Raw genomic sequence first — 22338 nt, forward strand, 5'->3', positions numbered from 1 at the left:
CAACATATAAATATGGCGAAGAACCTTTATGGATAAAAAGTAAGCTGCTGCCAAAGTTTTTACCCTGAATTGGCCTTTTGCCATCGTCGCTAGCCCAAATTTATGTTTTAACGTAGTAATCAATTAAAAGAGCAGTTAATAAAGAAAGAGCGGACAATATCAATAAGGCTGTACTCAAGACAGCCATTGTCAGCCATCCATAACCCATCCATACGGTAATCCAGCCCAAGCAACCAGCCACCCAAAAGGAAACCACTGCGATATATTTAATCTTCTTCAGATGAGAGTAATGTACATTAATGCCATAAAAACTTAAAGTTAATAAAAACATTGTACCTATAAATAGGAGAACGAGTTCCATGGAGCACCTTCTCTCACAATGATTACTTTCTTTTTTATGGAATATTTATAGAAAAAAAGATATGGAAAGCGAACGTTTTGTTCGTTCTTTTTACTTATTCAAACGATTGATTAAAAACAGTAATCTACCGGCGGAATCCCTGGCTATAACTGATAAAAAAGCTGCCTGTTAAAGGCAGCTTTTTACATATGCAGTCATTCAGCTTACATTCCGTTCACTATCGCCAATAGCGCGCAGGTGGCGTGACCGGATGAAGAAGATCGTCGTCATCACGATTGACAGCACACCAAACATCACGCTCATATTCTGAAGCCCGACGGCGTCTAAAAGGAAACCAGTCATCAGCAGCACAATCTGAAACACCACGCGATCCATCATGTTGCGGAAGGAAAAGAATCGGCCATGATAGTCTTTTGGGACTTTCGTCTGGAAAATAGTCGCTCCCGTCGGGAAAAAGCAGCCAACTGAAAATCCGAACAATGCGAAGGCGATGATCGTCAAAACAGGAAGGTTTGCGAAAAATAAGAGCAGCTGAGAAAGTCCAATCAATAAAGAACTTGCAAATAATATCTTGTATGGAGAGATAGTATGGCTGATTCGTTTAATAAAAAATGCTCCGCTCATGAAGGCGATTCCTTCGGCTGTATAGATCCATCCCTTGATAGCCGAGCTTTCCTGAAGTTCACTGATATTGATGACAATCAAATTGAATCCGCCTAAAAATAGGAGAGGGATTAACGTGAGAATCAATGTCATCATCACGATTGGAAGCTTTGAAATCACTGGGAATACATCCTTAAATCCGTGCTGCTTGCCAGCTGACTTGGATTTTAATAACAGCTTCTGTTCATCAAATTGCAGGAACCAGGTCAAGAAAAAAAGGACGAGATAAGCACCAAGTGATAGCAGATACACCATATTTAAAGGTATCGCAACTAAAAGTACTCCTGCTAAAGCTGTGCCGATTACGCGTGAAAGTGTAGCAACATTCATATGGACACCATTCAACTGAAGTAAATCCTTCTCATTCACCACAAGTGGAATTGCCGCCTGCAGTGCAGGGAAATAAAAAGCGGCGGATATTTGCAGGAGGATGAGGAAAACGAGCATCCACCATACGGAACCAGTATGAATCGCCACGAGCATAAAAAGGACGCTCACAGCCCTGACAAAACCAGATATCAGCATGACTTTCTTTTTGCTATGCTGGTCTGTCAGTCTGCCGGCCAAGGGTCCGACTGCAATCCCCGCAAGCAGCCCGGCTGCCAATAGCAGCGATTTTAAAAAGTCAGAAGGAATCTTTTCCTGCATAAATTCAAGATTCCCGATAATCCCGAGCCACAGTCCGAGTCCCGCAATAAACTCCCCGGTTAATAAAATCCAAACATTTTTGTTTCTCCACATGCCGATTTTGCCCCTTAGTTTTCTATAGTTTGTTTTTCTACCATACTACAATTATCGGATAATTGTAAAATTTCGTTTAGCTAAATATATGGTTTTATAGAATGATTCATTCGGAGTCATTCTGTGTTTGAATATCGGTATTTGAAAGAAAGACCGTGTTAAAAGGTCAATGCTGATTTTTGGCACGTGTTGATTTTCGCGGAAATCAATATCCATGTTAAACAAATAAATTGATCAAGAGCATCAATTCTTTGAATCCGTGCTTTATACATTTTTAACTGCAGAAAAGGATAAACTATTCGCATTCTACCTGGAACCAGCATTTACGGAAGGGGAAGAATGATGAAAAAGAAGCCAAGGGATATCAAGTTAAGCTATGAGTCGGACGGAAAAATGGATAATAAGAAAACCGAAGGCAAGAAGAAGGACGAAAGCGCGAATTTTTTTAATACCACCCCTGAAAGTGAATAAGAACGGAAAAGGAGAACACGGAAATGGCTGAAGAGCAAATCGTGCGTGCAACAGAGGATGACTTGCCTGTCATCGGAGAAATGTTTGGAGAATGTAAGGAATACCTTGAGGCGAGAGGAATATTGCAATGGGATGAAAAGTACCCGAATCATGAGTATTTTGAAAACGCGATGGAGGGGGAGGAATTGTTCGTTTTGAAAAAGGGCAGTGAAACGTTTGGGACAATGGTGCTAGATGAATGGCAGACACCGGAGTGGGAAAATGCCAGCTGGACGGAGATCGAAGGAAAGCCATTGATTCTCCATTCTTTCTGTGTAGATCCCTCTGCACAAGGAGGCGGCTATGGCAGCAAAATGCTCCAGTTTGCTGAGGATTTTGCTAGAGAAAATGGATATGCCGTGCTGCGTCTTGATACATACTCTGGAAACGAAGGGGCCGTCCGATTTTATGAGAATAGGAATTTCCGTAAGACGGGTGAAGTCCGATTATCTGGAAAACCAGAGGGGCATGAAGACTATATCTGCTTTGAAAAAGTGTTTTAATGATAGTGATGATCCAAAAAACCTGACCTCGGTAAAGACCCCGAGGTCAGGTTTTTTCACAATCTTACCATAACCTCTGTTCCATCCTGCAATTTTGCATCCACAAGCACGATTCCCTTATAGTGGTGTAATTCATCTATGATCTCATTTAAAAGCTGCTTGTTTAATAATGCGCTAAAGGGTGAAATCGGAATGTTTTTCTGCTCCAGATCCTGGTTAGCCCATTTATGCAATTGCTGATGTACTCTTTTTGAACTAAGGATAAAACAGCTGGCTTTGAGGACTGAGTAGGGTATGGGAATGCTTAAATTTACATGGTTAGAAGTTCTTATTTTTACTTTAATCATGGTGTTATTCGATTAAGACTTTAACGGTGTCACCGTTCGCAGATTTTATATCAACGATATTCCCATCAAGTTCATTTTCAATCGCATCAATCAGCAGATTGATATCAATGTCTTTGACATACTTTTCTGATTGAGGCATGCTCGCAGCAATGCTGTGTCCTGTTTTAAGGATAGCCTTAACGAGTTTGATCGGTACATTGACATTGACGTTGTCATTTTCTTTGGATACTACACGGACTTTTAATGTCTTATCCAGGTATTTATTAGGCTTTTGAGGGAGTATGGCTGCTTCTTTTTCTTTAAGGACCGAGATTAATTCTGCACCTTTTTCAGAATCGATTTTACCTTCCTGAACCATCGTTAAAACTTTTGAAATCTCTTCTTTCATTATAATTCCTCCTTATTCACCTTTTAAAAGTTTGATTGCTTCTTCAGGAGTGATTTCGCCTTTATCCAGCATAGCGACAATTTTCTTTTCATCTATTTCCGTTTTCTTTTGTGGATCATACCCGAGTGAACTGATGATATCGTTCAGCTTTCCACGTACAGTAGGATAGGAGATTCCCAGTTCCTTTTCCACTTCCTTAATATTTCCGCGGGATATGAGGAAGATCTCTACAAAATGAAGCTGTTCCTTGGATAGGGAAGCGAGTTTGGAGAGTTCAAATTCATTTTCAATGGTTGTTTCGCAATGATTGCATTTTAGCCTGGTTATTTTTAATGTTTGACTGCAAACGGGACAATTTGTGATGACTGGGTAGGACATAATTGCCTCCTTTCAATTGATTGTAATTGAATTATAAAACCTTTTGATTAAAAAAGTAAATATTATTTTTAATAAAATTAATAAATTTAATTTTTGTATTAAAAATGTTTATTTTTATTTGACGGAATGACATGTAGAATCCATTCCTAACTAGAAGGCTCTGTTAAACAAGGCTGTTGATTTTCGTTCCATGCGCTTCGCTTTCCGCGGGGCTGGCGCTGAGCCTCCTCGTCGCTGCGCTCCTGCGGGGTCTCACCTGACCAGCTGCGCCCGCAGGACACTGAATAGCTTCCTCGAATCCGCCCGCGCACGATGGAAATGCGTTAGCATTTTCGCAGGAGTCTACGCGCCTTCCACTACAATCAACAGGGTTTAAAAATCGACATTCTGCTTTAACAGAGCCAACAAAAAAAGCATGACATGGGTGCATCAGTGCCCAAGTCATGCTTTCTAATGATTAATTGCGCGGGTCTACATAATCTGGATAATCTGTAATAATCCCATCAACTTTCATATCAATCAGAAACTGCGCTGCTTCATGGCTTCGGACCGTCCATGATTGGATTTCCATGCCAAGATGATGAACCTTATCAACTAACTCCTTTGTAACGAGACCGTAGCTTGGATTAAAGTAATCCGCATACCTTGCGAATTCCTGTAGTGCGGATTCTGTTACATGAAGCTTTGAAGAGGTCAGAACCCCAATCGGAACCTCTGGAAGAAGAGAGTCCATCTTTTTCATCGATTCAAAATTGAAGGATTGGATGATGATTTTATTATTCTGCGGCTTGTCGAGATGGCGTTCCTTCAGTTCCTGAGCTACAGCTTCCTCGATCCCAGGATAAAGCTCAGGAGATTTCATTTCAATCAAGATTCCGACTTTTCCATGATAGCGATCCAGCACTTCATCAAAGGAAGGGATCTTCTCACCAGTAAATTGCGCTCCCTTAAAACTTCCGGCATCAAGGTTTCTCAATTCTTCGAATGTGAAATCCCCTACACGCCCGGTTCCATCAGTCGTCCGGTCAACGGTCGTATCATGGATAATCACTAATTCGCCGTCCTTGCTGCGCTGGACATCAAGTTCAATATAGTCTGCCTTCATTTCAACAGCTTTATCAAATGCAGCGATTGTGTTTTCTGGAGCGTAACCAGCTGCTCCGCGATGAGCGACAGTATCAAACTGCCTTAATTCACCCTTAGTCGGCTCCTCGGCAAATCCTTGCTGCAACGGACTCAACAAAAGGGTTAAAGCAAAACCTGTACCTATGAATGTTTTTTTCATTTCTCCATCTCCTCTGCATCCTTTAATTTATGTAACAATGCTAGATTAATAGAGAAATATTTAGCACGTATGTCATTTTTGTTTAGATAGAGTTATGTATTTTTAAGAATAATCAGTTATATATACTTAATTTTCTTTACAAACAATAAGCCGATCTCCCCAGCTTCATATCTCAATCCGCATAAATTTGCTGACATCCTTAAAGCCTATCTTGTTATATAGACGGATCGCTTTTTCATTAAAACAAAAGACATTCAAGCGAACATCATCATAGCCTAGATGTTTGAATTCCACGAGGCTCTGTTCTAATAAATCCTCAGCCACACCATGATTTCGGAATTCAGTTTTAACATACACATCGCTGATCCAGCCAATTTCTTTATGTGTAAACCAATCCAAACTGCGATCGACCAGTACCCAGCCAATCAAATCGTCGTCGGTCCTGGCAACGAGAAAATAGGCTCCGTTTTCCAAGGAATCTTGATAAGAAGCAATCATTTTTTCCTGATTGTTTTGTTCGTGAATACCAGTAGCTTCAGCCCTATTCTTACCAGCCAGGCTAAAAATTTCTTCGATTTCTGAGTCAGTTGCTTTGCCGTATTCCAGTTCCATCATGATCACCCTGATTTTAAAAATTAGAATATTAAGAGTTTATTTTCTATTTATCCATTCTGTACTATAGTACAATTTTAAATACCTAATATAATGCATTTTTAATGAAGAGAGGTATTTAAAATGAAAATCCTGATCTCCGGCTTCGAGCCATTTGGTAAAATGACAATTAATCCCACTGAAGAGCTTCTAAGAGAAGCAGAAAAATTTGCGATAGAGGGCGTTGAAGTTACAACGATTTTGCTGCCTGTTAATTATGATGAATGTGCGGAAAAATTGATTGCGAAAATGGATGAGCTCCAACCAGATATCGTGATATCCTGCGGACTTGCTGCCGGCAGGACTGCGATCACTCCTGAGCGTATTGGCATCAATGTGAAAGATACGGGTTCTGGTGACCCGTATCCGGACAATCGAGGGAATATCCCTGTCGATGAAATGATTGACAAGGATGGACCAGACGGATTGTTTTCTACACTTCCAATCAGGCAGATTGAGAAGAACCTAAAGGCAGAGCATATTCCTTCGGCAATATCGAATACGGCCGGCACGTTCATTTGCAATAACACACTATATGCCGTTTTGAATCATATCCGTAAAAATCAGCTGCCTATTAAGGCTGGCTTTATCCATTTTCCAGCTTCAACGGAAATGTCAGCCCGCAATCCTTCACTGCCGTCCCTGCCGCATGAGTTGATGGCAAGAGCATTGAATGTAATCGTAGAAACATGTGCCAGGGAAGCCGTTTTAGCAAGGAGCAAGTAATGACATATGAAATCATACCGTTAGGGGACCTGGCTGTTCGGATTTCATTTGAGGATTCAATAAAAGAGGAAACGAATGCCCGGATCCGTCAATTTATTTTAAAGCTGGAAAAAGAAAAAGTACCCGGCGTCATTGAATTGGTGCCTGCGTATACTTCGGTAACTGTTTATTATGAGCCTGAACGAATCACCTATGCAAATATTAAGCGAAAGTTGGAGGAGGTCTATCTTTCTCCTGCTGAATCTCAGCTGCCTGTACCAATAGTCTATGAGATCCCCGCCTTTTACGGGGGAGATATGGGTCCGGATTTAGCTTATGTGGCGAAGTATCATGGTTTGAGTGAGCAGGATGTAATCAATCTTCATGCAAACAGAGAATATTTAATCTACATGATGGGATTTATGCCGGGCTTTCCATATCTCGGAGGCATGCCGAAAAAATTAGCTGTGCCGAGACTTGAACAGCCCCGATTCAGTGTATTCCCTGGGTCTATAGGGATTGGAGGCAGCCAGACTGGCATTTACCCTTCTGATGCTCCTTCTGGATGGAGGATTCTCGGGGCCACACCTATTCGGTTATATGATCCGGAAGAGCATGAGCCGTTCCTTTTGAGTGCAGGCAATTACATAAAATTTGTGCCAATCAATCAGGAAGAATTTTTTACAATAAAAGAAATGGGAAACTCCTATCAGCTTAAGACATACACAAAGGGGTGATTACAATGCTTTCAGTAGATTTGAACTGTGATTTGGGCGAGAGCTATGGGTTATTCAAGATTGGCAATGATGAGGAAATTCTCAAACACATTACTTCTGCAAACATTGCTTGTGGGTTTCATGCTGGCGACCATAATGTGATGATGGAAACGGTAAAATTGGCGAAAGCACATGGCGTGAAAATAGGTGCACACCCAGGTTTTCCTGACCTTCATGGTTTTGGCAGGAGAGACATGCATTTGACCCAGCAGGAGATTTACAATCTTGTAGTCTATCAGATTGGTGCCCTTGAGGCAGTCGCAAGGGCATGCGGTACAAAAGTCTTTCATGTGAAGCCTCATGGCGCTTTGTATAATATGGCTGCCATGGATAAGCATGTCGCCGACGCTATCGCCGAGGCTGTGGTGGATGTTAATCCTCAATTAGTTTTATTTGGCCTGGCAGGAAGCCTGATGGTCAAGGCAGGTGAAGAAAAGGGCTTGGGAGTGGCACATGAAGTATTCGCAGACCGTAATTATCAGCCAGATGGCATGCTAACGCCAAGGTCACATGCCAATGCAATGATACATGATACAGAAAATGCGATCAAAAGAGTTATACGGATGATCACGGAAGGGAAGATCGCTGCTATTGATGGTACGGATTTAGAAATAACCGCAGATACAATCTGTGTCCACGGGGATGAACCCCAGACGCTTGAGTTCGTGGTGAAATTAAAGCAGGCGTTAATAAATGAGGAAATTACAGTCGGTAAAAGCTGGGATGCAAAATGACGGCTCTTCTTTTTAAGGTTCTGAAGCCGGGTCTTCAAACATCTGTACAGGATCTTGGAAGAACCGGGTATCAGCAATTCGGTATGAGTCCATCCGGAGCGATGGATACCTATTCCATGCAGATGGCTAATCTCCTGACTGGAAATCCGCTTGGAGAGGCTGTACTCGAAGCGGTAATGATTGGTCCAAGCCTCGAAGTCCTCACCAATGTTTCGATCGCCATTTGCGGCGGGAATTTAGAGCCAAAGGTGAATGGACAGGAAGTGTCGATGTGGAAAAGCTTTATATTAAAGGAAGGCGATATTCTTTCTTTTGGAAAGGTGAAAAGCGGCGGCAGGGCATATATTAGCTTTGCTGGCGGCATAGACGTTCCGCTTCTTTTAGGAAGCAAGTCAACATTCCTTAATGGCAGTCTTGGAGGATTGAACGGGCGGGCTTTGGAGGCAGGGGATATTGTTCATGGAAAACCTTATGTTTGCAAAAATAGATTTCTGCACAGAAGTTTTATCCCGGAATATAAGATGAAATTAACGATTCGTGTAATCCTTGGACCTCATTATGAAAAATTCACCCAGTCAGCCATCGATCTGTTTTTAGCCAGTGAATACAAAGTTTCCTCCAAATCCAATCGGATGGGCTACCGCCTCGAGGGTCCTAAGCTTGAGCATAAAGGCGGGTCAGATATCATTTCTGATGCAATCCCTCCTGGCGGTATCCAGGTTCCCGCAAGTGGCGAGCCGATAATCTTGTTGGCCGAACGCCAAACAACTGGAGGCTACCCAAGGATCGGTACGGTCATCTCAGTCGATCTTCCGGCACTTGCACAAGCGATGCCCGGAACAGTAATAGAATTCAAGGAAGTATCTATTGAAGAGGCACAACTGTTGTATTTACGCAGGAAGAAAGTTTTTAAGAATTTGTCTAAAATAGCTGGATGTAAGAGCTGAATAAACAAAGATAAATCGTATCTCGAAAGCCTGAATCCCCAAAGGATTCAGGTTTTTTGTAATGACTTCTGCGGTATAAAACTGTCGTCACTGGAAATAACTGATAAAATCAGTGTTTTACGGGGGAGATTGGTACATGTATTTATTATTGGTCATCGCAGTCTGGATCTTGTTTGCCTATAAATTCGTTGATTGGTCACAGTGGAAAAAGCAGTATTCGACCATTTTATTTTTTATGGTCATTAACCTGCTCTACAATACGATTTACTACAACCATACTTTATGGGCTTTCCGGGGAATTACAGCTGATTGGATTAATCACTCGATTATTAACCTGGCATTTACCTTCTTTATTTGCCCGGTCGGATTAATCATTTATCTGCAGAGATTTCCCTCATCAAACAGGACTCAGCTATTATATGTAGGAATATGGGTAACCTTTTATACCATTATTGAGGCATTGTTTGCGCACAGGGGCATGTATGTTTACGACCACGGCTGGAACAGCTGGCATAATATCTGGCTGAATTTGATCCTATTCGTTGTGCTGAGGATCCATTATAAAAATCCAGTAACAGGCTGGCTGATTTCACTCCCGCTAGCAGTCATTTTTTATTTATTTTTTCCTGTACCGCTGGAAAGCCTAAAGTAAAAGAGGTGGCACATTCATGTTAATCCAAAATGCACTTTCAGCACCTGTGTTTTTAGCATTATTGTTTTTAACCTACATAGCCATGTGGATTTATATCAGCAGGCATAATGTAAACCGTGATCGCAATAAAAAATAAAACGGTAGAGCAGGCTCGCAAATGTGCCTGCTTTTTACTTTCTGGTAGAATGTTTTAAGTACATAAAACAAAAGAGGAGGGTTCAAATGAATTTTCTTGAAAAAATAGAACCTCACTTATTATCAGATGATTTGCTCGTCCAGGAATTTGTAATGCATGCCTTAATGGAATATCCCAATATACCGGAAGACTGGACAGTTAGGCTGTTAAAAGAAGCCATCGCTAAAAAGGAAAAAGAGATCATTATTTTGGCCAATATCGATAGATTCCCTTTTAAAAGTGAAGCTATTGAGGTGCTGTTGAAGGGCGCAGAGGAGGCTGATCCTGAGGATCAATTTTTATACGCCAGGCTGATTCGAAACATTCCTTCAGATCTAAAACTGAAGCATCGAACTCAACTGGAGGAGTTTTTGCCAGAGAAGGAATTCGAGTACATTCAATTTTTAATGGATGGGGAAGAAGAAAAAGTTTGGGAAGAGTATGGTTCCGTTCTTGCTGATCTTGAAACAGACGATTCCTTTAATCAGGACCTATACAGCAAGGCAAAAGAGATTGTCGCGATAATGGTGAAACGTGGTTTTATCGAAGAGCATGAAATTGAATTTAGCTTTAAGGAACAAGAGGATGAAAAGTTTTTTAAGTTTAATGGTATTTTAGCTGTGTACATGGCAGGGCTTACGAAACAGGAGCAGTATATCCCATACTTTGCGGGTCTTCTGGACCGTGAAGATGATCTGTTACAGGAAGAAATATCAGACACACTATCACTGTTTCAAACAGATGCAGTTGTCGAACATGTCGCATCTAAGATTAACAATGATTCCATGTCGATCTATCCGATTTCCATACTTGGCAATACGAAAACGGCAGGTTCAATTGAAAAATTGAAAAGTTTATATTCATTAATTGATGATGAAGAAAATAAAGTATTGATCGTTGAAGCTCTTTGCCATCAGCTGTCAGAAGAAGGTCTACCGGTCGTGGAGGATGCTGTAAAAGCTGGATACTACTCATCGATCCTTGAGAGCGAGAGAATCCTTTATGGGTTCTACAAGGTTATGGGCATCGACCATCATAAGCTTGGTGAGTGGAAAAGGCTTGCGATTCAGCGTGATGAGGATTATCTGAACCGGAAAAAGGAATTGGAAGCACAGGAATTTCCTTTTATGCAGACACAGCCGGTAAAGGTGGAGCCGAAAGTTGGCCGCAATGATCCGTGCCCATGCGGCAGCGGCAAAAAGTATAAGAAGTGCTGTGGAAAATAAAACATTAAAAAACACGATGAATCCATTCATCGTGTTTTTTATATCCCAATATCCCCGCTAATCTCACGGGGAGATTCCACATATTTCACTGCAGGCTTGCCTTTTACAAAAATCAAAGTGTAGGCAAGCAACAATCCTAGAAGAAAAACGACTGAAAAGCCATAAAGGAAATGGTAGCTTGTATAGGAAGCCACTATGCCTAGTCCTGTTGATCCAATGGCCATGCCAAGATCCATGGATGAAAAATACATCGCATTTGCCGTTCCTTGTTTTTCCTTTGGAACGGAACTGACTGCCAATGCCTGAAGTGTAGGAGTGACCGTACCGTACGCGATTCCATAAAAAACAGCCGCTATCAGCAATGTTAACGTATTTTGAGTGAATGCTAAAAGCGATAGTCCGATAATCCCTGCAATCGTTGCAGGGTAGATAATCACCTTATGGCCGTACTTATCAAACATTCTGCCGGAAACAGGTCTCACCAGGATCATCATAATGGTTAAAACAAGGAAGAATAGTGAGATGGATGCGACGATATTCGCCTCTTTCCCTAGTTCCCTTAAGAAGCTGATCACTCCGCCAAGCGTAATGGAGAAAAATGCCGTTAAGATCGCTGGGGTAAAAGCTTTTCGGTCAAAGGCATGTTCCTTAAAGCTTACTTTTTGAACAGTATTTTTAACTGGGACGGCCTTTTTGGGGGCTTTGACAAAAAGATTCAGGACCAAAGTGCTGACCGTTAAAGCAATCGACAGGATGATTAATAGATTAAAGGTGAAAACCTGAAGAAGAGCCAATGCCAGCATGGGACCAAGGCTGGTGCCGACACTTGTTGCCAGACCATAGTAACCGATGCCCTCTCCTAATCGATGAGTTGGAATGATATTCGTTGCCATTGTAGAAAAAATAGTCGTGATGATTCCAAAGCCCATTCCATGAAAAACTCTTAGCAAAAGCAAAAATCCAACTGAGTCCTGCCCGAAGCTCAAACCGACTGAAATGGCGATAAAGACCAATGAGATCAGGCTCAGCTTCTTATTGTCTATTTTCTGCATGAGAGAACTTACAAAAGGACGTGTGGCAATCGCCGCAGCCATGAAAACAGTCGTCATCAAGCCGCCCTGTGCCGGGTTATTTTTCACGTCGGTGATGAAAGCGGGAAAGCCTGCTGTCAGAAGCTGCAGGCATAGAAAAAATAAAAAAGCCATTAGAACAATGGCTGTAAACTGTGCAGTCCATAACTTAGATGTCTGGTTCATGATTAGCCTTCTTTCTGTTTGTTTTCCTCCAAAAGCATTTCGATATTGTTCTCTAAAGAAAGTACTGTCTCTTTATAGATTGCCAGCTTTTCAGCTTGAATAGAGTCTGTGATTTTCGCAAAAACTTCCTCAAGATAGGGGGTTACTTCTTTGACTAATTGCGCCCCTTTTTGGGTGATCTTAATAAGAAAGGAACGGCGGTCTGAAGGATTTTGCACTCTCTCGATAAATTTGTTTTTTTCAAGAAGATCCAGTATTTTCGTCAATGTTGCCTGATCCTTGTCCGCTCTCTCTGACAATTCTTTTTGTGAGATGTCATTTGACTCACTTAAAGTCCTTAGCACACTCCATTGCTCAGTGGTGATGCTGAAAGGCTTTAGTTGAAGGTTGATGTACCTGGTCAGCTTCTTGCTGAGGCGAACCGATGCAGAGCCAATTGCTTTATCCATAGACATTTCCATAAAAAGTCCTCCTTAATTGCCTTAAGTAAGTATAACAGTATAAATTATTTGTGTAAATATAATTTGTATACAAACTAATTTTAGATTAAAAAATGACCTGGTCACTAACCAGGTCACAGCTTGTCGACAAAGTTACAGTTTATAGACCATTATCTTAAACCTGTTGATTGGAGTGGAAGGCGCGAAGACTCCTGCGGGATCAGCTGGACAGGTGAGACCCCGCAGGAGCAAAGCGACGAGGAGGCTCAGCGCCAGCCCCGCGGAAAGCGAAGCGCCTGGAACGGAAATCAACGGACCTATTTTACTTTCCAACCGAAATGAAAAAACTCTAGACAAGCTCGCTTTCATCGAGTTTGTCTAGAGTCTGAGACCTGGTCATAAACCAGGTCTGTAAGTAGCCATGCAATAAGAAAATCCCGCCTTAATCAATTACTCTTGCAACTTTATTGCCGCACTTTTTGCAATTACCTTCAAGAACAATCGTATCGCGGAAATCTTTAATGATGTATTTTTCAATCTGCACTGTATCCAGGCAATGCCCGCAGAATACATTCCGGATCAGCATCTGGCGGTAATCCGCAGGAATGGAAAGCCATTTTTTATTGGCTTCAATAGATCCTGAATCATTTGAATTCACCTTTTCATCACTTGAACGAGTATGAGACTTGTCCAAATTTTGAATGACTTCATGAATTCTTTCCGGAATAGGTGCATCTACCTCGATTTCCAGCCATTCTATCAGCATTTCTATTAATTCTGGGTCATCCTCTTCTTCAACGACGTCAAGAAGAAGCATGCGAAGGTCAAGAGGCTGGCTTCGGACCACTTCTATAAAATCAAATCTGCCAAATTCAGCAGCTAGGAGAAAATCACCATATAACTCATCTGCGAGTTCCTCGATGACTGTATCCCAGCCTTTTTGAGTATAAACAAGCAGTGAAAGCTTTTCATCGGTCGTGAGATAGCCGTTCTCGATCATCCATTCGACTTTTTCCATAATCACCTTTTGGGTCATGCCTTTAAAAGCACCGTATGATTCGGATTGATGAAGTTCAGAAGTGAAAATGCGTTTGTCATTTGAGCCGGCAAGAATTTTTCCAAGCAGCCCTTTTCCGCCGTACATAATAAGATCTTTGGCGGCAACCAATATTGTCATAATTTCATCCTCTGATAAGTGATTCATTGTATCTTTGTTTGCCATAAAAAAACTCCTATCTCTAAAAGATAAGCTTTATTAACATCATTACAACATAAATCATTGATTCAAGCCAGTCATTAAATTTTGGTGTTTAGGTTCTAAAAAAGATTAAACATTCTAATAATTCATTGCATACTAATTTTCTAGAACGTATAATAAAATTAAATCATAAGAATATTTTGGAAGGTGAAATTTGTATGGATTATGTAAAAAAGACAATGGAGGTTAACTTGGAGCAGCAAAAACTTATCTCCAGCCCTATCCGTGTAAAAATCATCTACTTGCTAGTCATGAAGGCGATGACAGCAAAACAGGTGGCAGATGAATTGGGTAAATCAGCAGGCAGCATCCATTACCATATTCAGCAGCTCTATAATGGAGGTATTTTAGAAATCGAGGAGACTAAGGAGAACAGAGGGATTATTGAAAAGTATTACCGTTCAAAGGCTACTCATTTCAATCTGAAGAATGAGGGTGTGACCCCTTCGACTGAACAAGTTGTCAATCAGGGAACTTATATATCGTTAACGGAGGAGGATCGCAAGGAGCTTAACGCAGATATTGACGCTTTATTTTTGAAGTATGTGAAGAAATCAGCGATGAAAGCAGATGTCGAAAAGACTTCATATGAAATGACCTTTACGCTCAAAAAGGAGAAACAGGAGGAGAGTTAATTGGATAGAGCAGTTAAGAAAAATTTGATACTTTTCCTTACTGGCAAGGTGACGGCTGTGCTTGGTTCTTCGATTTATGCCTTCGTAATCGGGCTATATATCCTTGCTGAAACAGGATCCAGCTTGAATTTTGCGTTTACGTTAGTTCTCGGCATTCTTCCACGCATTTTGCTTGCGCCAATTGCGGGTACGCTTAGCGATCGTCTTGATAGGAAAAAGCTGATTATTTCCTCGAACATAGCAAGTGCAGTCTGGCTATGTGGAGTCCTTGCCGTGTTTACCCTAGCAACCCAAGAATTATGGATTCTCTATGTTTCAACAGCAGGATTAAGTGTCATCAATACATTCTATACAATCGCAGTAACTTCATCTATCCACAACATGGTTGGACAGGACAATCTGCAAAAAGCCATGTCACTGAACCAGGCGGCCATCTCATTATCAGCCATCCTGGGCCCTGTCCTTGGCGGCGTCTTCTTTGGAATCTTTCAGATTAATCTCTTCATGGGCTTAAACATCATTACCTACATCATCTCAGCTATTGCCAGCATTCTGATCAAATACGATTTGTACGCGAATAAAGCGAGCCTTAAAAAACAAGTCAGCTTGTCAGAAGATTTAAAAAATGGAGTTTCCTATATTAGGTCTCAGCGGTTTCTTTTTCATTTGGTTGTCATCAGTGTCTGGCTGAATTTTTGGTTCGCCGTGTTTCCGGTTGCAATGCCTTATTTAGTATTGACGGTAAGAGGTATGTCTTCGACACATCTGGGAATCATTGAAGGGGCCTTTTCCGTTGGTATGATGGTGCTCGCACTAGTTCTCTCAGCAAGAAAGGAAATCAAAAGAAAAGAATTCTCCATTATGGGTGGAATCGTGTTACTGTCGTCCATTTTGATATTAATAGGAGTACCTGCATTTCCTTCTATTATAGAAATGGGCAATCAAATTATATTTATCTATTTGATTGCCCTGGTACTTTTCCTTGCCGCAGCCATTATGTTCATCAATATGCCAGTAACCGTACTCCTTCAAAAGAACACGCCAGATGAATATCGTGGCAGAGTGATGTCTCTCCTTGAAACAGGCTCAAGTGCAATGACTCCATTAGGTTTCATCCTGTTTGGCTTCCTGCTTGAAAAAATGCCTGTTTGGATTTTACTCGGTGTAAGCGGATTAAGCCTTGTTTCACTCGTCATGTACCTTTATAGGGAAAAAATGTTCCTGAAGCTGCTTCGGAAAGAAGTCCAGGACAAAACCGTAGCTGTAGAAGCATAAAAAAGAGGATGAGCGGAATAATGCTCATCCTCTTATTTACCATTCTTTAGGTTCATAATCCAGTTCGCTGAATAACTGTTTCTTCTCTTTCTTCGACAGGTCGCGCCATTGTCCAATCTGAAGATTGCCGAGTTGAATATTCATGATCCGGATGCGCTGCAGCCTGTATACTTCGTAGCCTAGTGCTTCACACATGCGGCGGATTTGCCTGTTCAATCCCTGGGTCAGCGTAATGTTGAATTCATATCTCGAAAGCTGGACTACTTTACAAGGCAGCGTTTTCGTTCCCAAAATCCGCACACCCTCTGACATAGCTTTAAGGAATTCAGGCGTGATTGGCTTGTCCACTGAAACGATGTATTCCTTTTCATGCCTGTTTTCGGCACGCAGGATTTCATTCACAATATCGCCGTCATTCGTCAGGAGGATCAAGCCTTCGGATTCCTTATCAAGTCGGCCGATATTAAAAATCCGCAGCGGGTGATTGACTAAATCGATAATATTTCCTTTTACATGTTTCTCGGTCGTACTCGTGATGCCCACAGGTTTATTCAGGGCTATATAAACGTAATTTTGAGCCATCCTGATTTGTTCGCCGTTCACTCTCACATCATCCCCGGGCTCTACCTGGGTGCCGATTTTCGCAACCTTCCCGTTAATTGTCACGCGGCCTTCTTCAACCAGCCGGTCCGCTCCACGTCTTGAAGTTTTTCCTGATTCACTAATGAATTTATTGATACGCAGGTTAATCCCATCCTTAAATCTGAATTATATATCCTTAAGAATATGCCACTCTGTGGTTAAATTCAAGCAATTGATGATACGGATGATATCTTGGCACCAAGGATGCATTTCGTGCCGTTCGTGCAGACCATCTAAGCAACCGACATCTTATAGTCCCTCATTAGCCCGTGCATGCATACCTTACTAAAAACAGAAGGTGTGTGCTGGGATGAATGACGAACGATTGGATGTAATTTCACTGCCAAAGGATGTGCGTCCTCATAATGAGTCCAATATCGAATGGTGGTACTTTTTTGCTCATCTTAAAGGCGACATGGGTGGGAGATATGCAGTAATGACCTCTTTTTTCCGTGTCGGCGAGCTTGAAATCGGCAAGGGGCATTATATAATCCATACATTGATTGATTTAAATAGGAAAAAACGATTCAATTTTTCTGGTATCGATTGGAAATTGAAAATGGGTATGCTGGCCATTTATCTTCCATTCCACCTGCTGCGCCACCCGACTGATTATAGAATGTGGAGGCTGTATAAATGTCTATTAAAGGGCGATATTCCTTCACCACATGCTTTTATTAAAAATACTAGTATCATAGAAAACCCGACTGTACTGAATTATGGCACCAATAAACTTACCTTCAAGGGGGAAAACGAGGAAGCTTTTGACGTTTTTTTAAAAGAAAGGGACTCAGAGGTGCAGCTTGAATTCACCCCTCTCAAGCCAGTTGGGTTAATTGGCGGCGATGGGAAACCGGATGATCTGTACTACTATTCTTTTACCCGTAACAAGGTCAAGGGAAGGATAAAAACTGACAATGGAACGGAGACGGTGAAGGGCCAAGGCTGGTTCGACCATCAATGGGGCAGGGATTATTCATTGGCAAAAGGGTCAGGATGGAATTGGTTTGGGGTCCAGCTAAGTGATGGCCGCGATTTGCTTTTAAATGAAATGACCTCGGGCAAACCTGATTCTTCGATGGCGAATATAGTAGAAAAGGATGGAACCATCCGCTTCACGAGGGATATAACGTTTAAGAAAATAAAATACTGGAAAAGTTTAAAAACCAATGGCAGATATCCAGTAGAATGGCAGATAAGTATACCGGAGTTTGCGATTGAACTTCACGTTGAAGCAGTCTTTCCAAACCAGGAGATGCCAATCTTAGGGCCTATCAAGGGAATCTGGGAGGGGGCATGCAGAGCAGAAGGCATTGAAATTCTTCCTAGTGGTAAAAGAAAAGGATTGGAAGGTATAGGTTTTATGGAACTGGTAGGATATGCTTAACGTTTAGAAGTCATACCCCAGCTCTAATTGATCTGGGGTTTTAACTATGGACCTTGATCTTCGCTGCCTGGTTTTTATGCAAAAAAATAATCCAGCTTAAAAGGATTAAATTTGTTTCAATTGGTCTAAATAAAGATAGGAAAGAGCTGGTAACTGAGGAGCTGGATTATTTGGTAAGGAAAATAGTGTTAAGGATAAGGGAAAGCATCTGGCTGTTGCCAGGGATTTATAGTATTTTTGCTTTTTTACTCGCGCTGATTGTCATCTATATCGATCATAATGAGCTGGCTGAAGGGATTGTTCCTTCATTCTTAATGACAAGTATTGATTTAGCCCAGACAATCCTGGGGTCGATTTCTGCTGCTCTATTGACCATGACGACGATTACTTTCTCAACCATCATGGTCGTTTTAACTACGTATTCATCACAGTTTTCTCCGAGGACACTCAATAACTTTGTTGAAGACCCTGTAACAATGAGAGTGCTGGGAATTTTCATGGGCGGCTTTGTCTATTCGACCCTGTCGCTCTTGTTCATGAGCGAGTCATGGTATGAAAACAATGTGATTTCGGCAACTGTCGGTGTCCTGCTTGCTTTTATCTGCCTGGCATTTTTTGCTTATTTCATCCATAACGTGGCAACCTCCATCCAGGTCAGCAAGCTAATCCGGGAAATCACGGATGGAGCGTTACATTCCATTCGCCGTCAGGAAAAGGCGCTTGAAAGTGAATACATAAATGTTATTGATGACCGTAAGGATGCAGGATTCGCTTACGATCATATCAAAGATGTCAAATGTAGGGGATATGGCTATGTCCAGCTTCTTGATTATGAAGGGCTGACGAGTTATGCAGCGGAGCGGGATTTGGGGATTGAGGCAAACTTTCTTATCGGTGATTTTTTGACAGAAGAAAGCATTGCGTTCAGAGTCCACCAAAATAAAGAAATCGAAGACAACCTGGAGGTTACTCTCAATCAATTCCTCAGGCTGGGAAAAGAACGGTCATCCATCCAGGATCCAGAGTTTGCTCTTCAGAAAATCGTCGAGGTTGCCTTAAGGGCGATTTCACCGGCAATCAATGACCCAAACACAGCAAGGAATTGTGTTTTGCATCTTGGCATGGCATTAGCCGATTTAATCCGTATTCGAGCGAATGGAAGGTATGTCGCTTACTATGATAATGATTCACAGCCACGAGTCATCAGGCTGCAAAAAAGAACAAAAGATATTCTTTACTTATCGTTTTACCAAATCGTGCACTATGGTAAGCAGGACTTCTCGATCTTGCTGGCGCTCATTGATTCGTTTCTATTGATTGGAAAAAATGCAGACGAGACAGGCAAGAAGATGATCTGGGAAATCTATATTTACACCCTCGAGAAATTTAATTCGGAGGAATTAAAAGAACTGGATAAAATCTATTTGAATGAAAAGAAGAGTGAACTTTCGACACTTCTTGGAAAAGCGCTATAAGGGCTTTTCCAAGAAGTGTTTTATTTTTCGTATTGATTTGTTTTAACTGGCTTGACTTTTTACGAGAAAGCTATGTAAATCAAATACAATAAAATTATAAAGCTGTATTTTTCCTGAATCATGACAAAAAAATCGAAAAGTCCCTTAATTAACCCATTATTATTAAAAATTCTAGTTCATTTGTAATATTCTCGTTGTACCCTTGCTATGTTATTTGATATGTTAATAATATACATCTGTGGAAAAGTATGATTGTTCCAAGATTATGCTTAAAGCTTTCATTTGCTCTTTCTCTTATAAGGTGATCATTTGCCTTTGAGGTGTTTTAGAGTATTTGGAAAAAATAGAGGCCAATATTAATTTGCAGCTGGGCACATGGGGGAAACTGTTAATGGGCAGTGATGGGAGAATTCATAAATACAATGCGTTTTATATTATTGTTTTTCTTCTGCTTGAAGAGTTGATTGATTGGGCTACTTCATTCTTTTTCCCCATTAGTGAAGGAATCGGTACTCTTATCGATATAAGTGTCACCTTTGTTTTTATGATTTTAATCATCCGCTTGTTTAGAGGGATGGAACATACAGCTGAGGAATTGCAGGACAATAAGAAAAGGCTGAAAAGTATTTTTGATACATTGGATGTGGCAATCTGGTCACATGATTTGAAGACAGATACGCTCCTGATTACATCGGGAATAGAGAAATTATACGGGTATTCTTCAGAAGAGTTTTATAAAGACAGCACTCTCTGGAAGAAGGTCATCCATCCTGAGGATCACCATATATTAGAGCAAAGGGAAACAGGTTTCTCGCAAGGAGAGGCAGTCACTAGTATTTACCGGATTATCCGCCCAGATGGTGAGGTCCGCTGGATTCAGGACAGGGGAATACCTGTGCTTGATGAAAACGGAGACTTTGTTGATTTTACAAGCGTACTATTCGATATTACCGACCGACAGGAAAGCGAAGGACGATACCGAAGCCTTGTCGAGATGTCGCCTGATTTGATTGCAGTTTACAGCAGGGGAAAACTTGATTACATCAATGGAGCGGGCTGCAAGCTCTTTAAAGCAGGAAGTCCTGCAGAGCTGGTAGGACAGCCGATTTCCAATTTAATTCCCGCCGAGGTGCTTTCCGAGATTAAAACTCGAGAATTGACGATTGATGAAAATTTCGAGGAGAAATTATGGTTCGAATTTAAGGCGACCCAGATGGATGGGAAAGAAATTGATGTAGAGATGTCTGCTATGCCGATTTTATATGAAGGCAGGATGGCAGAACAGATTGTAGGCCGCGATCTCACACAGCGTAAGAAAGCTGAAAAAACGATAAAATATATGGCTTATTATGATGTCCTCACCGGCCTTCCCAACAGAAATATGGTCAGGAAGCACCTGAACGCAGCTTTGAAAAATGGTGATCAAGAGCTAGCGGTATTATTTTTAGACCTTGACCGCTTCAAGATTATTAATGATACAAAGGGCCATCGTGTTGGTGACCTTTTATTGAAGGTAGTGGCTAGCAGGCTGAAAAATGCCGTGCAAGGCCAAGGGCTTGTTTCGCGGCAGGGCGGCGATGAATTTATTATTTTACTCAAAGGCCTTAATAAAGCTCAAGTGATTGAAGTCGCCGAACGGATCCTAGGGGAATTTTCGGAAGGAATACATGTCGAAAACCAGGAGTTCTTTGTTACACCGAGTATCGGGATCAGCATGGCTCCAGTGGACGGACAGGACGAGGAAACGCTGATCAAGCATGCAGATACAGCGATGTACCTTGCAAAAGAACGCGGTAAGAATAATTTTCAATTTTACACAAATCAGCTGCACGGGCTTTCTTCCCGAAAAATGGAGCTTGAGAACGGCTTAAGGAAAGCTCTGGAACAGGACCAGCTGGTGCTGCATTACCAGCCCCAGGTGAATTTGGAGACGGGGAAAATCATCGGCGTGGAGGCACTCGTCCGCTGGCAGCATCCGGAAAATGGAATCATTTCCCCCGGAGAGTTCATTCCGCTTGCTGAAGAAACAGGATTGATTGTACCGCTTGGAAAGTGGGTATTGCAGAAGGCTTCTGCTCAAAATAAGGAGTGGCATGATAAAGGCTACAGCTCGATCCCTATATCCGTGAATATCTCTGTGCGGCAGCTTCAGGAGGACAGGTTCATTGATACGGTAAAACAAATCCTTGATCAGACTGGATTGGATCCAAGCTATCTAGACCTTGAAATTACCGAAAGCATCATGCAGAACAGCGAAAATACAGCGATGATCCTGAATCAGTTAAAGGAGCTCGGCGTCACACTGGCAATCGATGATTTCGGGACAGGCTATTCTTCCTTAAGCTTATTGAAGCATCTGCCAATCGATAAAATTAAAATCGATAAATCCTTCGTTGATGACATTATCTATCACGCCAACCAGGGCGCAATGGTGAAGACAATCATTGACATGGGACACAACCTGCAATTTGATGTCATTGCTGAAGGTGTCGAGGAACAGGAACAAGTGGCATTTTTATTAAGAAATGGCTGTATGATCGGGCAGGGATATCATTTCAGCAGGCCGCTGCCTCCCGAAGAAATGGAAGATTTATTAAAAAAAAATATGGATCTTGAAGGCATTCTGCAATAGCAGGATGCTTTTTTTATTTCCGAGGGAATGCTCTGTTGGAGAAAAAAGGGTACAACTGCTGCACAATGCTCATACGGGAACGGAAATAAGTGGAATGATGCTCAACTGGTATTATAGCTAATCCAACTGGTATTAAACTTCGCTCACTAATAAGCAGGGGTTAGTCAGGAGTTCGAATGAAGAAGAAAGGTAGAAATGTATTCACCTGGAGAAAAAATGCTTTAACTGATGAAAAAAGAATCCAAACTTAAGCGAAAGCATACTCCATTTGAAACAGTGTGCTTTACTTTTTGTCT

The 22338-nt window shown here is 41.5% G+C and carries 24 protein-coding genes; 13 read left to right on the forward strand and 11 right to left on the reverse strand.

Going from position 1 to position 22338, the window contains the following annotated elements; genetic code table 11:
* Window positions 1-100: 100 nt before the first annotated feature.
* Window positions 101-229, reverse strand: a complete 129-nt coding sequence (locus tag AABM38_RS04770; RefSeq protein WP_423409373.1) for a hypothetical protein — start codon at window positions 227-229, stop codon at window positions 101-103.
* A 330-nt stretch (window positions 230-559) separates the two neighbouring features.
* Complete coding sequence (locus AABM38_RS04775; RefSeq protein ID WP_423409374.1) at window positions 560-1765, reverse strand: MFS transporter; 1206 nt, start codon at window positions 1763-1765, stop codon at window positions 560-562.
* Between the two features lie 339 nt (window positions 1766-2104).
* On the opposite strand from AABM38_RS04775, the gene AABM38_RS04780 reads away from it, so the two are divergent.
* Together AABM38_RS04780 and AABM38_RS04785 are read left to right on the forward strand one after the other, a co-directional pair.
* Window positions 2105-2236, forward strand: a complete 132-nt coding sequence (locus AABM38_RS04780) for a hypothetical protein (protein WP_423409375.1) — start codon at window positions 2105-2107, stop codon at window positions 2234-2236.
* A gap of 23 nt (window positions 2237-2259) precedes the next feature.
* Window positions 2260-2778, forward strand: coding sequence for a GNAT family N-acetyltransferase (locus tag AABM38_RS04785; RefSeq protein ID WP_423409376.1), 519 nt, complete (start codon window positions 2260-2262; stop codon window positions 2776-2778).
* 56 nt (window positions 2779-2834) lie between these two features.
* Here the strand turns inward: AABM38_RS04785 and AABM38_RS04790 are convergent, their stop codons facing one another.
* The 5 genes from AABM38_RS04790 to AABM38_RS04810 form a co-directional block, all read right to left on the reverse strand.
* The gene (locus AABM38_RS04790) at window positions 2835-3011 is read right to left on the reverse strand and encodes a hypothetical protein (protein ID WP_423409377.1); all 177 of its coding nucleotides are present in this window, start codon (window positions 3009-3011) and stop codon (window positions 2835-2837) included.
* 118 nt (window positions 3012-3129) lie between these two features.
* Window positions 3130-3513, reverse strand: a complete 384-nt coding sequence (locus tag AABM38_RS04795) for an SHOCT-like domain-containing protein (RefSeq protein WP_423409378.1) — start codon at window positions 3511-3513, stop codon at window positions 3130-3132.
* 12 nt (window positions 3514-3525) lie between these two features.
* Window positions 3526-3891, reverse strand: coding sequence for a DUF2089 domain-containing protein (locus AABM38_RS04800; protein WP_335375197.1), 366 nt, complete (start codon window positions 3889-3891; stop codon window positions 3526-3528).
* 457 nt (window positions 3892-4348) lie between these two features.
* Window positions 4349-5176, reverse strand: a complete 828-nt coding sequence (locus AABM38_RS04805) for a glycerophosphodiester phosphodiesterase (RefSeq protein ID WP_423409379.1) — start codon at window positions 5174-5176, stop codon at window positions 4349-4351.
* A gap of 165 nt (window positions 5177-5341) precedes the next feature.
* Window positions 5342-5791, reverse strand: a complete 450-nt coding sequence (locus tag AABM38_RS04810) for a GNAT family N-acetyltransferase (protein WP_423409380.1) — start codon at window positions 5789-5791, stop codon at window positions 5342-5344.
* A gap of 120 nt (window positions 5792-5911) precedes the next feature.
* Here AABM38_RS04810 and AABM38_RS04815 point away from each other — a divergent pair, with 120 nt between their 5' ends.
* From AABM38_RS04815 to AABM38_RS04840, 6 genes are all read left to right on the forward strand, one after another.
* Complete coding sequence (locus AABM38_RS04815) at window positions 5912-6553, forward strand: pyroglutamyl-peptidase I (RefSeq protein WP_423409381.1); 642 nt, start codon at window positions 5912-5914, stop codon at window positions 6551-6553.
* Window positions 6553-7269: a 5-oxoprolinase subunit PxpB gene (gene pxpB / locus AABM38_RS04820; RefSeq protein ID WP_423409382.1), complete on the forward strand. Its 717-nt coding sequence runs from the start codon at window positions 6553-6555 to the stop codon at window positions 7267-7269. Before AABM38_RS04815 ends, pxpB begins: the two co-directional genes overlap by 1 nt.
* A gap of 5 nt (window positions 7270-7274) precedes the next feature.
* On the forward strand, window positions 7275-8042 hold the full coding sequence (locus AABM38_RS04825) for a LamB/YcsF family protein (protein ID WP_423409383.1): 768 nt from the start codon (window positions 7275-7277) through the stop codon (window positions 8040-8042).
* Window positions 8039-8989 (forward strand): biotin-dependent carboxyltransferase family protein, encoded by a 951-nt coding sequence (locus AABM38_RS04830; RefSeq protein ID WP_423409384.1) that lies wholly within the window; start codon window positions 8039-8041, stop codon window positions 8987-8989. The genes AABM38_RS04825 and AABM38_RS04830 overlap by 4 nt, the downstream gene beginning before the upstream one ends.
* A gap of 136 nt (window positions 8990-9125) precedes the next feature.
* Window positions 9126-9641 (forward strand): CBO0543 family protein, encoded by a 516-nt coding sequence (locus AABM38_RS04835; protein ID WP_423409385.1) that lies wholly within the window; start codon window positions 9126-9128, stop codon window positions 9639-9641.
* A 222-nt stretch (window positions 9642-9863) separates the two neighbouring features.
* A complete protein-coding gene (locus tag AABM38_RS04840; protein WP_423409386.1) occupies window positions 9864-11042 on the forward strand; it encodes a YecA family protein in 1179 nt (392 codons plus the stop codon).
* Between the two features lie 38 nt (window positions 11043-11080).
* On the opposite strand, the gene AABM38_RS04845 is transcribed toward AABM38_RS04840, so the two are convergent.
* From AABM38_RS04845 to AABM38_RS04855, 3 genes are all read right to left on the reverse strand, one after another.
* On the reverse strand, window positions 11081-12298 hold the full coding sequence (locus AABM38_RS04845; protein WP_423409387.1) for an MFS transporter: 1218 nt from the start codon (window positions 12296-12298) through the stop codon (window positions 11081-11083).
* A gap of 2 nt (window positions 12299-12300) precedes the next feature.
* Window positions 12301-12759 carry a MarR family winged helix-turn-helix transcriptional regulator gene (locus AABM38_RS04850; RefSeq protein WP_423409388.1) on the reverse strand — a complete coding sequence of 153 codons (459 nt, stop codon included), beginning with the start codon at window positions 12757-12759 and terminating at the stop codon, window positions 12301-12303.
* Window positions 12760-13180: 421 nt separating this feature from the next.
* Window positions 13181-13960, reverse strand: coding sequence for an RQC-minor-1 family DNA-binding protein (locus tag AABM38_RS04855; RefSeq protein ID WP_423409389.1), 780 nt, complete (start codon window positions 13958-13960; stop codon window positions 13181-13183).
* Between the two features lie 194 nt (window positions 13961-14154).
* Here AABM38_RS04855 and AABM38_RS04860 point away from each other — a divergent pair, with 194 nt between their 5' ends.
* Both AABM38_RS04860 and AABM38_RS04865 read left to right on the forward strand, forming a co-directional pair.
* Entirely contained in the window at window positions 14155-14631 is a 477-nt protein-coding gene (locus AABM38_RS04860; protein ID WP_423409390.1) for an ArsR/SmtB family transcription factor, read from the forward strand.
* A complete protein-coding gene (locus AABM38_RS04865) occupies window positions 14632-15906 on the forward strand; it encodes an MFS transporter (RefSeq protein ID WP_423409391.1) in 1275 nt (424 codons plus the stop codon).
* 36 nt (window positions 15907-15942) lie between these two features.
* On the opposite strand, the gene rluF is transcribed toward AABM38_RS04865, so the two are convergent.
* A complete protein-coding gene (gene rluF, locus AABM38_RS04870) occupies window positions 15943-16650 on the reverse strand; it encodes a 23S rRNA pseudouridine(2604) synthase RluF (RefSeq protein WP_423410660.1) in 708 nt (235 codons plus the stop codon).
* Window positions 16651-16858: 208 nt separating this feature from the next.
* Between rluF and AABM38_RS04875 the strand changes: the two genes are divergently transcribed.
* From AABM38_RS04875 to AABM38_RS04885, 3 genes are all read left to right on the forward strand, one after another.
* The gene (locus tag AABM38_RS04875; RefSeq protein ID WP_423409392.1) at window positions 16859-17935 is read left to right on the forward strand and encodes a lipocalin family protein; all 1077 of its coding nucleotides are present in this window, start codon (window positions 16859-16861) and stop codon (window positions 17933-17935) included.
* Window positions 17936-18105: 170 nt separating this feature from the next.
* Window positions 18106-19410 (forward strand): DUF2254 domain-containing protein, encoded by a 1305-nt coding sequence (locus tag AABM38_RS04880; protein WP_423409393.1) that lies wholly within the window; start codon window positions 18106-18108, stop codon window positions 19408-19410.
* A gap of 334 nt (window positions 19411-19744) precedes the next feature.
* Entirely contained in the window at window positions 19745-22042 is a 2298-nt protein-coding gene (locus tag AABM38_RS04885) for an EAL domain-containing protein (RefSeq protein ID WP_423409394.1), read from the forward strand.
* Window positions 22043-22338 lie beyond the last annotated feature (296 nt).

Source organism: Heyndrickxia sp. MSNUG (assembly GCF_049532715.1).
Classification (GTDB): Bacteria; Bacillota; Bacilli; order Bacillales; family Cytobacillaceae; genus Mesobacillus.

Coding starts and splice junctions, on each gene's coding strand:
- AABM38_RS04835 (WP_423409385.1), top strand. CDS start 9,126: ATGTATTTATTATTGGTCATCGCAGTCTGGATCTTGTTTGCCTATAAA.
- AABM38_RS04840 (WP_423409386.1), top strand. CDS start 9,864: ATGAATTTTCTTGAAAAAATAGAACCTCACTTATTATCAGATGATTTG.
- AABM38_RS04850 (WP_423409388.1), bottom strand. CDS start 12,759: ATGGAAATGTCTATGGATAAAGCAATTGGCTCTGCATCGGTTCGCCTC.
- pxpB (WP_423409382.1), top strand. CDS start 6,553: ATGACATATGAAATCATACCGTTAGGGGACCTGGCTGTTCGGATTTCA.
- AABM38_RS04825 (WP_423409383.1), top strand. CDS start 7,275: ATGCTTTCAGTAGATTTGAACTGTGATTTGGGCGAGAGCTATGGGTTA.
- AABM38_RS04860 (WP_423409390.1), top strand. CDS start 14,155: ATGGATTATGTAAAAAAGACAATGGAGGTTAACTTGGAGCAGCAAAAA.
- AABM38_RS04800 (WP_335375197.1), bottom strand. CDS start 3,891: ATGTCCTACCCAGTCATCACAAATTGTCCCGTTTGCAGTCAAACATTA.
- AABM38_RS04830 (WP_423409384.1), top strand. CDS start 8,039: ATGACGGCTCTTCTTTTTAAGGTTCTGAAGCCGGGTCTTCAAACATCT.
- AABM38_RS04805 (WP_423409379.1), bottom strand. CDS start 5,176: ATGAAAAAAACATTCATAGGTACAGGTTTTGCTTTAACCCTTTTGTTG.
- AABM38_RS04780 (WP_423409375.1), top strand. CDS start 2,105: ATGATGAAAAAGAAGCCAAGGGATATCAAGTTAAGCTATGAGTCGGAC.
- AABM38_RS04815 (WP_423409381.1), top strand. CDS start 5,912: ATGAAAATCCTGATCTCCGGCTTCGAGCCATTTGGTAAAATGACAATT.
- AABM38_RS04855 (WP_423409389.1), bottom strand. CDS start 13,960: ATGGCAAACAAAGATACAATGAATCACTTATCAGAGGATGAAATTATG.
- AABM38_RS04845 (WP_423409387.1), bottom strand. CDS start 12,298: ATGAACCAGACATCTAAGTTATGGACTGCACAGTTTACAGCCATTGTT.
- AABM38_RS04810 (WP_423409380.1), bottom strand. CDS start 5,791: ATGATGGAACTGGAATACGGCAAAGCAACTGACTCAGAAATCGAAGAA.
- AABM38_RS04775 (WP_423409374.1), bottom strand. CDS start 1,765: ATGTGGAGAAACAAAAATGTTTGGATTTTATTAACCGGGGAGTTTATT.
- AABM38_RS04875 (WP_423409392.1), top strand. CDS start 16,859: ATGAATGACGAACGATTGGATGTAATTTCACTGCCAAAGGATGTGCGT.
- AABM38_RS04795 (WP_423409378.1), bottom strand. CDS start 3,513: ATGAAAGAAGAGATTTCAAAAGTTTTAACGATGGTTCAGGAAGGTAAA.
- AABM38_RS04785 (WP_423409376.1), top strand. CDS start 2,260: ATGGCTGAAGAGCAAATCGTGCGTGCAACAGAGGATGACTTGCCTGTC.